Origin of the sequence: Microcoleus sp. K5-D4 (assembly GCF_036704575.1) — a bacterium.
GTDB lineage: Bacteria > Cyanobacteriota > Cyanobacteriia > Cyanobacteriales > Microcoleaceae > Microcoleus.
Genome location: NZ_JAUBSD010000086.1, coordinates 1 through 11,809 on the forward strand (window position 1 = coordinate 1; position 11,809 = coordinate 11,809).

At 47.6% G+C, this 11,809-nt stretch carries 9 protein-coding genes and 1 pseudogene; 3 read left to right on the forward strand and 7 right to left on the reverse strand.

Annotated elements, in window-relative coordinates; genetic code table 11:
• Window positions 1-347 precede the first annotated feature (347 nt).
• Both QUA77_RS29410 and QUA77_RS22700 read right to left on the reverse strand, forming a co-directional pair.
• Window positions 348-479: a winged helix-turn-helix domain-containing protein gene (locus tag QUA77_RS29410; RefSeq protein ID WP_445302099.1), complete on the reverse strand. Its 132-nt coding sequence runs from the start codon at window positions 477-479 to the stop codon at window positions 348-350.
• 391 nt (window positions 480-870) lie between these two features.
• Window positions 871-1,368, reverse strand: a pseudogene (locus QUA77_RS22700) (NUDIX hydrolase).
• A 114-nt stretch (window positions 1,369-1,482) separates the two neighbouring features.
• On the opposite strand from QUA77_RS22700, the gene QUA77_RS22705 reads away from it, so the two are divergent.
• Window positions 1,483-2,823, forward strand: coding sequence for an AMIN domain-containing protein (locus QUA77_RS22705; protein WP_333452649.1), 1,341 nt, complete (start codon window positions 1,483-1,485; stop codon window positions 2,821-2,823).
• A gap of 193 nt (window positions 2,824-3,016) precedes the next feature.
• On the opposite strand, the gene QUA77_RS22710 is transcribed toward QUA77_RS22705, so the two are convergent.
• Complete coding sequence (locus QUA77_RS22710) at window positions 3,017-3,619, reverse strand: DUF3172 domain-containing protein (protein WP_333035210.1); 603 nt, start codon at window positions 3,617-3,619, stop codon at window positions 3,017-3,019.
• Window positions 3,620-3,906: 287 nt separating this feature from the next.
• Here QUA77_RS22710 and clpS point away from each other — a divergent pair, with 287 nt between their 5' ends.
• Window positions 3,907-4,188 carry an ATP-dependent Clp protease adapter ClpS gene (clpS, locus tag QUA77_RS22715; protein ID WP_015178019.1) on the forward strand — a complete coding sequence of 94 codons (282 nt, stop codon included), beginning with the start codon at window positions 3,907-3,909 and terminating at the stop codon, window positions 4,186-4,188.
• Window positions 4,189-4,427: 239 nt separating this feature from the next.
• Here clpS and QUA77_RS22720 read toward each other — a convergent pair whose 3' ends face one another.
• Entirely contained in the window at window positions 4,428-4,760 is a 333-nt protein-coding gene (locus QUA77_RS22720) for an RNA-binding protein (RefSeq protein WP_333035208.1), read from the reverse strand.
• A gap of 287 nt (window positions 4,761-5,047) precedes the next feature.
• Window positions 5,048-6,328: a hypothetical protein gene (locus tag QUA77_RS22725; RefSeq protein WP_333035206.1), complete on the reverse strand. Its 1,281-nt coding sequence runs from the start codon at window positions 6,326-6,328 to the stop codon at window positions 5,048-5,050.
• Between the two features lie 405 nt (window positions 6,329-6,733).
• Here QUA77_RS22725 and QUA77_RS22730 point away from each other — a divergent pair, with 405 nt between their 5' ends.
• Window positions 6,734-8,116: a UDP-N-acetylmuramoyl-tripeptide--D-alanyl-D-alanine ligase gene (locus QUA77_RS22730; protein WP_333452651.1), complete on the forward strand. Its 1,383-nt coding sequence runs from the start codon at window positions 6,734-6,736 to the stop codon at window positions 8,114-8,116.
• A gap of 191 nt (window positions 8,117-8,307) precedes the next feature.
• Here QUA77_RS22730 and QUA77_RS22735 read toward each other — a convergent pair whose 3' ends face one another.
• Window positions 8,308-8,952: a Uma2 family endonuclease gene (locus QUA77_RS22735; protein ID WP_333452653.1), complete on the reverse strand. Its 645-nt coding sequence runs from the start codon at window positions 8,950-8,952 to the stop codon at window positions 8,308-8,310.
• Between the two features lie 338 nt (window positions 8,953-9,290).
• Complete coding sequence (gene fusA, locus QUA77_RS22740) at window positions 9,291-11,375, reverse strand: elongation factor G (protein WP_333035201.1); 2,085 nt, start codon at window positions 11,373-11,375, stop codon at window positions 9,291-9,293.
• Window positions 11,376-11,809: the final 434 nt, after the last annotated feature.

Below are 11,809 nucleotides of genomic sequence, written 5' to 3' on the forward strand. Positions count from 1 at the left end.
CGTCATTGGTTTTCTCACCGGATGGTCTTGGATTTTACATTCTTTATCTCTATCACATCTTTAAAAAAATGGTATAAGACTCGCTCAAAAAGCTGGCTATTGACAAATGGCAATATCCACGCCTTTGTTTCTCCTGAACTCGGATGCACAAAACCATATAACCACAACCATTGAAACCGCCAGTTAACCACAGCAGTGGCATTACTAAACTCATCCACCCATTCTCGTCTCTCTCACAGGTTTCAATCCGCTCCGATGCTCCGATGTTCGTCCATTGACCCGACTTCTACGTCGCTTGAAGGGTTCTGCTTCTTGATGTCCTTGACGAATCGGCGCAGATTTTTTTTTCAATTCCTGCAAGTTCTGCGGAGATCGGATTCCTGGTGTTCTGGGCGAGGAACTCTCAATCGAAACTTCATGGACTTCAAATATTCCCATCCTCTTTGACGAGAAACTTTGTAACCTTTAAGTTCACTCATCCAGTCTACCACTTTACGACCATTCCATAGCCCGCCATCGAGAGGTGGCTGCTGTAGGACTTGCCACAACTGAGCTTGTTCTACATCATTAAGCAGAGGGTCACGAGCTCGATTTGTGACACGCTGATCTCCGAGAGATTATGGTCCTAAATGGTTGTATCCCCAGACTCGCTTCATAAATCCAACCGCGACTATAACCAGTTACTGCCATCACTTCTCCGGTGGTTTTGCCGTTTGCTAACAGCCAAATAATTTGATAATGATGAGCACAAGTGGGTGTTTTGGCCTGACGGAAACGACTCGGTAGCTCTTCTACACTCAGATGAGGTGTGATCGTAATTCGTTTGGGTATTCTTGATCTGACGCAGTAGTATTCATCAATACTATATCATTACCAATCGACCGGACATGATATGATGCTTCCTGCTACACAAATTTCTCTGCTTTTTATTCTCAAAAAAACTTCAGCAATAGGGACTCAAACTAATTCAATATCTAATTGTATTTGGCTGGGAAGCTTGACATTTTTAGCAAAGTATAGGTAGATAGAATTGGTGTCTTTTACAGGATTATCATATAAGGTTGCTAGTTCCAAAATTTATTCAGCAACATATCCCGTTTCTTCGGCAAGTTCTCTGGCGGCTGCCGATTTCCCGCTCTCTTCAGGAGGGTTGAAAGATCCAGCAGGCAGTTCCAGCAAAATTTCGCCTACTGCGTGCCTGTATTGACGCACTAATACAAGTTATTGCTGCTCTGTTGTGGCAAATACGAGGGCGATATTGGGTCGGAAATTAACAAAAAAGTCGTCTATAATTTGTCCGCTTGGCAATTCTATTTCATTTTGTCTAACCTGACACCACTTGTTGTTAAGAAAAAAACGCGATCGCAATAATTTCCATTTAGTTAAATTTTTCCTCTCGCAATGTTAAACTTTCAGCGTCATCCGAAGGCAAAATTTTCCCATCCATAATCTATTTCAGATCAAAAATTTCACCCAGCAGCCATGCCATACAAAAAATTACCACGAAAATTTTGGGCAGACTTCCAAAAATTGAATGTTAATTCTCTACCAGCGAGATTGTTTGCGATCGAGTCACTGAGCCTGAGTCTAGCAGTCGTCGCTGCAGTTGCAGCAGTGCCGACAACACTGGAACGAGCAAATGCTTCAACAGTGACTTCAACAGTGACAAGTTGGCAATTCGATCCCGCGACAAATCAGCTAGAAATTACTCTCCCAGAGGGAACAACCCCCACATATTCTCTACTCAACCCGTCTCAAATTGCTGTGGATTTGCCCAATACTGAGATCGGAGTAGATGCAACTCAGCTATACCCACAAGGTAGAGTGCGTTCTGTGGGAGTGAGTCAACTTCAACCGGGAACGGCTAGAATTCTGGTCAATTTGGCTCCGGGAGTCGGTTTCAGCGCAGGGCAAGTTCAATTCCAAAGAAGCGGGGTAGAAAATCGCTGGGTGTTGCGTCCTTTGATCGAACCGACTCCGAATATGGAAACTCCCGAAACTCAACCCCAGCCTGCAAGACAAGTACCGCAAAACCAACCGCCGACTGATTCCAACTCAACTGGTGCCCCAAAGGTCGATCAACCTGAGCCTCCTACTTCCCCGAATCCCACTACAAATTCTTCGCAGCCGCCAACTCCCAATGATCAAATCCGGCCGCTCAGAGTGCCTTTAGTCAATGTTCCCCTTGATGAACGCCGTGGGGTACAAGCTGCTGCTCTACCCCGCCTAGATCCTCAAATAACGGCTGCCGTAGCGCCGGAACAGCGGACGCTTACCTTTGGTGAACCGCTTCCTCGCGGACGATCGAATGCTCCTTTGCAGGCTGCGGCTGGGGCGAATGTCTTGTTGCCGGCGGGCACGGAGCTCAGTTTGCTATACCCCGGCGATCAGGCTTTGCGCCTGCAAGCGAAACCCAGCCGCGAGGAAGTGCTTCTGCTGCAAGGAGGACTTTTCGACAGTCGCGGCAATACGATCGTACCTGCTAATACGCCAGTCATCGGCCGGTTTGAAACGACCAACCTCGGCACTAGATTTGTGGTCGAGGCTATTAGTCTCAACGGTCGCAATATCCCTCTCTCGGCTCGCTCAGAACCCGTGGGAGGCCGTCGGCAACAGCCGACCGATCGCAGTTTGGTCCGCAATACTGGTATGGGTGGCTTAGCTTTGTTCTTACTGAGCGGCTTTTCCGGTGTCGGTTTGTTGGCTGGAGCAGCGGCTGGTGCTGCTACAACTTACGTCGCTGCTCCTCAACCTGCTACGATTCAACCCGGTCAAACTTTCCAAGTTCAGTTAACCGAAGATTTACCGCAGTTCGGTTTTTGAAGGAAGAAGGAGGAGAGAACAAGGAAGAAAGAAGAGGTTCGAGGGAAGACTTCCTTCTTCCCTCGAACCTCTTCTTTCAAAATTTACTTAGAGCAGTTTTCCATTCTTTGAAATAAAGTAGGGACTTAGGCTTAGCCTAAGTCCCTACCCCATATCTGTACTTCACTCAAATCAAAACCGCTATATCGGCGATTTAGAAATTTTGACCTTCCGTGGTTGGAGCTATCGAACCCGGTTGGTTGAGGAACAGGTTTTTAGCGCCGTCATTTTGGTAGATACAGTTAATTTCGGGTTGAGCTTCTAGGGGGCCGGTGAAGCCAAAGGTGTTCATGCGATTTTTGCAATCGCGCACTTGGTCTTGGCTGATGAGTTTTCTTTGTTCGAGAATTGCCCAGTTATTGGTTCGCAAAACGCATCCGGGGCGCATACTCGGCTGCGAAATGTAGACGTTGAAGGGGTTTAGGGTGACGTAGAGGCGCATATCTGTCACCATCGCACTTGCTCCAAACTGCACGCAAAGTTCTGGGTTCGGGGCGCTGCGATCGATAAATTCGCGCGAGGCTACGTTCTCTGGGCTAATGGTAGCGGTGGAGCTAAACGCAATGCCAATCCCAATCCCCAGAATAAAGACGGCTGTTAAAATCCCTAGGGTGGCGGAATTGAGGAAAGATGGTTTGCCGGACTGAGGTTGACGCCGCGACTGTCCGCCCATTGAACCGGGGTAGTCGGAGTCTTCATCTCCTCGGGATGGGTCGCCGCTGAATCTGTCGTTGTAGGATTTAGGTTTGCGTTTCATATAAGGTTCCCTCAGTTCTGGAGACTCAACAGGTAGTAGTTTGTTATTTTTAACCGATCGCGCCTTTCTAATATTATGGCGCTACGAAGGTGGTTGCGGAGGGCCCAGGACACCCCCTGTGGGTTTGGTGTTGCGTTCACAGCTCGCGATCCACTAAGGGGCTGCCTTGTCTGAATTTTCAGATTTCAATAAAATAGCTGAAAGTGAGATAGTCTTGCACAGCGGAGGAATCCGGCTCAAGATTGTTGACAAATTTTAACATTTTACAAGTCAGGAGGTATAGATTAGTGTCTGTCGAAATTATTCAAAAGCCTTCCACAGTCCGCAAGCTTGCACCGCGCTACCGCGTTCTGCTGCACAATGATGATTTCAATCCTATGGAGTACGTGGTGCAGACTTTGATGGCGACGGTACCAAGTCTGACTCAGCCACAGGCGGTAAATGTGATGATGGAAGCCCATACTAACGGGATGGGATTGGTGATTGTTTGCGCCCTCGAACACGCGGAGTTTTACGCTGAAACGCTCAATAATCACGGATTGAGCAGCAGCATCGAACCTGACGATTAGAACCTGACGGTACTGCAACGGATTCGCCCAGCCGGTTTCAGACTCATACCGTCAACTTTCATACCAAAAAGCCAAGGGTTCGGCCCTTGGCTTTTTGGTATATTTAATCCGGTAGATATGGAAATTTGAAGAGCATAGGTTTTTCGGAACGGCCGGAAGTGGTTCGGAGCTAGGTGAGCTCTCGCACCAATTTCAACTCTCCAATCTCAAATCTTTATCCGAGGAAATTAATGAGGAAATTAATAACGTCCTCCTCCGCCTCCCCCTCCTGCCCGACCAAATTTTCCAGGGCCGCCACCCCGGTTGCCGCCACCCCGGCCACCTTCATCTTCGCGGGGCTTAGCTTTGTTAACTTTGAGGTCGCGACCCATCCACTCTGCTCCGTCGAGAGCACTAATGGCTGCATCTTCTTCTGCATCTGTGGACATTTCTACAAAACCGAAGCCGCGGGGGCGACTGGTTTCTCTGTCGGTAGGTAGATGTACTCGCTTAACGGTTCCGTATTCGGCGAAGACGGTGGTGATGTCTTCTTGGGTAACTTGGTAGGATAAGTTACCGACGTATATCGACATGAGGAATAACTCCAAAATTTAGACAGTGCGAAGATTTCAGTTTCGGAGAGTCCCCTGCCGATACAGAAGGGCAAGTTTTTAGACAATTCTGTAGCAATGAACAAAGCCTGCAACTGAATCTGATTCACACTTGGTACTTTAACATAGAATAGCGTCTTTTGAGTAGGTTTTAGGAGTTAATTAAGTCGTTCTAATTAAAGGTAAAACTTTTAGGGTATTCAGAAACGTGGTCGATCGGTGTGATGTTTTGCCTGCTGTGGAAGCAGAGAAAGTTATGCCGCCCGCTTTCACCGCAGGAAAGATACATCCACCTTGCCAAAGTTGGTACTCAAAGCTAGGTTTACGTTTTCCAGGGCTTTGACTAACCACACCACGCCTTCTCGGGTACTGCATTCGTAGTGACCGAACAAAATTGCCAGCCGCTTTTCTAGGTAGGGCTTGACTTTGCCGCAAATTAGTACGATTTTCAGCAGCAAACCTGTGGTTTGGGTCGGCCCGAGGTTTGAGATCAGGTCGATGAAGACAAAGTGGTTGGGCCGCACAGGACTCTCTACTACTAAAAAGTTCAATAACTGGCTACAAGTTCTGATCATTAAAAATTCATTAAACTTCTGATCGTCGCTGTGGGGCAGGGTATTTTGTAGTTGCTTATACAATTTTTCGTTAAAGAGACGTTTGCCGTAGCGCTCATCGGTGACAGAAGAAATCAGGTATTCGTACAAGTCGTCTTTAAAGGAGCGGTAGGACTGATATGTGCTGGCGTTCGCCGTGAAACGGCCCGCTAGCTGTCTGTAGGTATCGGCTCCTTCTACTTTTCCGACAAATTGCTTGAGGGCAAAGAATAGTTCCGGGTCGGTCAACAGGGTCGGATTTTTTATAGACTGTACACTTCTGCCGAAGGAAAGGGAGGTTTCCCGGCGCGCTGTTTGGGCTTTTCTCACTTGGTGAGCCACGTATTGGGAGAGGTTGATCTCAAATTGCTGCTGCTTTTGAGCTTGGATTCTTTTAATGATTTTTTGTTGTTCGTAGGTGCTGTCGTCGCTGAGGAGGCAGTGTTTGTAGAGGTAAGGGTAACGGGGAATTAATGTTCCGAGGGGAAGGGTAGCAGGGGTTTTGCTGTTGCTGCTATCTTCATTGCTGTGAGTTATGACTTTGGCTAAGCGTTGGAGGGTGAGGTATTGTTCACTTTCGGTAAATTGATTTACTAATTGGGGGATGGAGCCTCGCCCCCGCGATCGATTGTATCCAAATAATATTTTGGGCGCTTCTTCAAACACAGCGATCAATTCAGGGATGGCGGCTTGCTTGCTGGGGTATGTTTGCCAACGGTTGATCAGGATGTGGCAGCAGCGGTTGAGGATGTATTTGAATTCTTGTTCAGCGTGTTCTGAGCGTGCTATTTTTTCGAGTGCGTCGGCGACGGAGCGATCGGGATATCCGGTACCTTGGATAAACAAAGTGCGAAAGCGGCTGATGAGTTCGGCCGGCTGCTCTCGTTGTACCAACTCCAGCCAATGCTTGTAAAGTCGCTGTTCTTCTTCGTGGCTTTGTCTGTTGTAGTCGTTCACTGTGGATTAACCCTCCGAGGCTGGGGCAGGAGCTTTCAGCACTATTATCTTGATGAATTGGCCAATGAATCGCAATAATTGAGTCAACCGAGCTTCTCGCCGGATGAGGCTTATGGGTAGAAGCTGTCAGCAGCTTAAGCCGATCGATATTTTTGCTTAGTTAAACTATTTACCAATACCAGCATGACATGAATTGTTGGTAATTAGCAAGGCCTTAAATCACCATCTACTTTGTAAAGTATTGGTAAAGATTGTGGGTGGGTAGGGAATAATTTCTGGGTGGGCGGACGATTTAGTATTAGGATGATCAAGGTCAATCCTGATCCGCAGCCCGCTGTTAGTTAAATTTGAGGTTAGGCGAGGTAGAATTAGCTGGGAAAATTATTTGAAATGTGAGTGCTGGTTATGGTTTGTCGCGTAAGTATCGCCCAACTATCTGAAATTTTAAGTGTACCTTTGCCTGCTGTGTCTAAGGGAGTTTTGACAGCTTTAGGGACAGGTATTGCCACAGATACGCGCACTCTTGAGGGGGGCGAAGTATTTTTGGCGCTGCGGGGAGACAATTTTGATGGCCATCAATTTTTGGCAAAAGCCAGGGATTTGGGGGCGATTGCGGCGATTGTCGATCGAGATTGGCAAGAGGAATTGCCTAATTTTCCGCTGTTGCGCGTTGACGATACTTTAAAAGCTTATCAGTCGATCGCCCGTTGGTGGCGTGACCAATTCAGTATACCTATAGTTGCTGTTACTGGGTCTGTAGGTAAAACTACTGTTAAAGAGTTAATTGCGGCGGTTTTGTCAACGAAGGGAAATGTTCTTAAAACTCAGTATAACTACAACAATGAAATTGGCGTACCAAAAACTCTGTTGGAGCTTTCACCTTCCCACAATTATGCTGTAATTGAAATGGGAATGCGCGGCAGTGGCGAAATAGCGCTGCTGTCGCAAATTGCGCGTCCTACTGTGGGGGTAATTACTAATGTAGGAACGGCCCATATCGGGCGATTGGGTTCGGAAGAGGCGATCGCCCAAGCTAAGTGCGAACTTTTAGCAGAAATGCCTACAGATAGCATTGCTATTCTAAATCACGATGGTGATAGATTAATCGCAACTGCGGCCAAAGTTTGGCAGGGAAAAACTTTAACTTACGGTTTAGAAGGCGGGGATTTGTGCGGAGAATTGCTCAATCCTGATACAATGTTAGTACAAAGTGTGGAATTACCACTGCCGCTGCCGGGACGCCACAATGCTGTAAATTATTTGGCGGCTTTGGCGGTAGGAAAAGTTTTAGGTATTGATTGGGAAGTTTTAAAGCAAGGTTTGTCTGTGCAGTTACCGGATGGACGGGCGCGCCGCTACGATTTGCCGCAGGATATTGTGATTCTAGATGAGACTTACAATGCTGGTTTGGAGTCGATGTTGGCGGCGCTGAGACTGTTAGCAGATACTCCGGGAAAGCGCCGGATTGCGGTGTTGGGAACGATGAAGGAATTGGGCGATAGGGCGATCGAATTTCACCGACAAGTGGGAAGGGTCGCACGAGATTTGCATCTGGATGCTTTGTTTGTTTTTGCTGATTTTGAGGAAGCAGCGGCGATGGCTGCAGGTGCGGCGGGTTTGCCTTTTGTGGAGGTAGAAGATATTGCGAGGGAGAATTCCCGCGAAGATTTAGCAAGGCATTTAATGGAGTTTGTCACACCGGGCGATCGTATTTTATTTAAGGCCTCTCATTCGGTGGAGTTAAATCGAGTTGTGGAGAAGTTTCGCGCTGATTTGGCTGGCGAATAATATCCTGTCCGCGTCAATAATTATAATTAAGTTCGTAGTGAGGACTAAAGTCTTCCTAAAACTCGCTCGGAGTGAACTCCTCGCTACAAACTCATGTTTTACACGATATGATATCATCTCAAAAGTGCGTGAAGCGGAGCTATCTTCCCGCAGGGGTTCCCGTTCCCCGTAGGGTAGGAAATCGTCCTCCTTCACTCTCCTGACTGAATTTGACTCCTCACCCATTCGCGGAACAAGCGAATCAAAGCTTTTTCTTTTGTAGTTCTCCTCAATTCCAAAAAGCGCAGCATCTCAACTTGCGACAAAAAAGGGAAAGTGGGAGAAACATCTCTTTCGGCATATTCCTGTAATTGCAACTGATAAATTATTAAACGATTTCCGTCGTAGCGCCAAACTTCAGGTACGCCTAAACTTGCATATAAAGAAAGTCGATCGATCGAACTGCTAGTCAGGTCAATTTCCACAACTAAATCCGGTGGTGGATCTTGATTGAGATCGATTTGTTCTTTGTCCCAAACCACATTCTCATTTTGGATATAGTAGCACTGATCCGGTTCCAAGCCGCGAGCCAAATCTTCGCGCCTGCAAGTTAGAGAACCCAAACTGCAAATTTCAACATTCAATTCATCAGTCACGGTTTCTACAAAACGTCCCAAGATTTTTTTGTACTTTTCGTGGGGTGCTAAAGGAGTCATAATTTCTAAATTTCCGCGATCGTAAGTCAGGCGAATTCCTCTTTGTTGGGCTAACTCATTCAGCAGGGATTCGTATGTTTTCCAGCTAATGTTGTTCAGCAGAATTCCGCTACTTTGACTCGGGATCAGGGTGGCTGTCATGGCTACCTGCCTGGGTTGTAAATTATTGATTGTATATTAGCAAATATTATCTTGATTGATGCGCGATCGCCCTTTTAGAGCGACTTTTGAAGCGACCATCTCTTTGGGCGAGTAAAAAGTATTTTTTAGGAGTGTGAAAATAAAAGTGGAATAAACTCCAGCGCATCTAAGTTTTACTATCAAGTGCGATCGCACTCTTCTGGGCTGTCTCGCCCGCCCGAAAATACAATTTAGATTCGCCTCGGCTTATTCCCATTGACCAAGGTTAAAAACTAGAAAAATCTAGTTTTTAACCTTGATGATTGACTGCGACGAATCGATTCGTCACAGTCAATACATTACTTCGCTGCTTGACGCTCTTTGGCCGCCTTAATCACTTCTTCAGCGATGTTATTCGGACAAGGAGCATAGTGCGAGAAGGACATTGAGAACTGGCCGCGCCCAGAGGTCATAGTACGCAAATCGCTAATGTAACCAAACATTTCGCTCAACGGTACATCTGCCTTGATCCGTGCTCCTGTCTGGCTTGTCTCCTGAGATTTCATCATCCCCCGGCGGCGGTTGAGGTCGCCGATCACGTCGCCCATGTAATCATCTGGAGTGAATACATCGACATTCATAATCGGTTCGAGCAACTGAGGCGCCGCTTTAGGCAGAGACTGCCGATAGGCCGCTTTGGCAGCAATTTCAAAGGCCATTGCTGACGAGTCAACGGGGTGGAAACCGCCGTCTAGTAGGGTGAATTTCAAGTCCAAGCAGGGGAATCCGGCCAAGACGCCTTTGTCTATGCAGCTTTCAAAGCCTTTTTCGACCGCGGGCCAATATTCTCTCGGCACGCTACCACCAGTCACTTTGGACTCAAACTGGAAGCCACTTCCCACCTCACCAGGCTCGATCACATAGCCAATTTTCGCAAATTGACCGGAACCACCTGATTGCTTTTTGTGGGTGTATTCGTCTTCGAGGCGCTTGGTAATCGACTCGCGGTAGGCTACCTGTGGTTCGCCGACTTCTACTTCGATGCCGTGGGTGCGCTTGAGAATGTCTACTTTGATGTCGAGGTGTAACTCGCCCATCCCCTTGAGAATCGTTTCGCCACTTTCTTGATCCGTCACCATGTGGAAGGATGGGTCTTCTTGCACCATCTTGGTGAGGGCTGCTCCCATTTTTTCTTCGCCGCCTTTTTGTTTCGGTTTGACCGAAATCGAAATAACGGGATCTGGGAATACCATCGGCTCTAGGGTGGCGGGATTTTTGGGGTCGCAGATGGTGTGTCCGGTGCGGACGTTTTTCATGCCGACGATCGCCACAATGTCCCCTGCTTGCGCGGATTCAATTTCTTCGCGCGAGTTGGCGTGCATTTCCACCAAACGGCTGATGCGCTCGGTTTTGCCTGTGGCGGTGTTGAGTACGGTGTCGCCCTTGGACAACTTACCGGAGTACAGGCGCGTGAAGGTTAAAGCACCGTAGCGATCGTCCATGATCTTAAATGCCAGTGCCCGCAATGGCCTATTGGGATCGACGATCGCAAACTCGCCGGTTTCCTCGCCATCGAGATCGACTTCTGGCTGCGGTGTGACTTCCATCGGGTTCGGCAGGTAGTCAACTACGGCATCGAGAACCAACTGCACGCCTTTGTTTTTAAACGATGAGCCGCAGTAGGTGGGGAAAAATGCCCGATCGCGAGTACCTTTGCGAATGCAGCGCTTGAGGTCGTCGAGGCTCGGCTCGTTGCCTTCGAGATACTGTTCCATCACAGTGTCGTCTTGCTCGACGGCCAGTTCGATCAACTTTTCGCGCCAAGTTTCGACATCATCGACCATATCGGCCGGGACATCTTTAATTGTATAGTTCATCGGATCGCCGGAGTCATCCCAGATCCAGGCTTTGCGGGTCAGCAAATCGACTACGCCACAAAACTTTTCTTCTATGCCGATCGGCAATACCATTACCATCGGTTTAGCGCCAAGGATTTTATCGACTTGCTGGACAACGCGGTAAAAATCTGCACCCGTGCGATCGAGCTTGTTGATGTAGATGACGCGAGCGACTTTGGAATCGTTAGCGTAGCGCCAGTTGGTTTCCGATTGCGGTTCAACTCCACCCGAACCGCAGAACACACCGATGCCACCATCGAGAACCTTCAAAGAACGGTAAACCTCGATCGTAAAATCGACGTGTCCGGGAGTATCGATGATGTTGAGCTGATGGTCGTTCCAGAAGCAGGTGGTAGCAGCGGATTGAATCGTAATACCGCGCTCTTGCTCCTGTTCCATGAAGTCAGTAGTCGCCGCGCCTTCGTGAACTTCACCAATTTTGTGGATTTTACCTGTCAGTTTCAGGATTCTTTCTGTTGTGGTGGTCTTGCCAGCATCTACGTGGGCGAAGATGCCGATATTTCGATAACGAGTGAGATCTTTCATAATTACTGTTGAGATTAAATGCGACGAACCGTCGGCGACCACCTGCAAGCGTAACCAGCGAGGAATCAATGTTGCCTTAGGCGCCAGTACAGGCTAGATTTCCTTTCCCCTGTTTCTGGCAGAACTATCTTAATTTTGACACTTCTTCGTCATTCCTGCGAAGGATTCTTGGTCGAATAAGTACCCCAAGCCTGGCTCCTTATCAAAATAGCGTAGATTAAGGCCAAAATTCTCTCTTAAAGTAGTTTGGGTTGAGGCACTCGTTTCCAACAAATTCGTGTTTTTGACGTTTCGATCAACCTGATATTTTGCAGCAGTCTCAGCAAAAAAGTATAAACCGCGTTTCCTGACAAAAAACCTAGGATTTTACGTGAGTTTATGGGAAGAAAACCAGTTTCTGACGTTACTGACATTAAAGAAGTAGGTGCAAATAA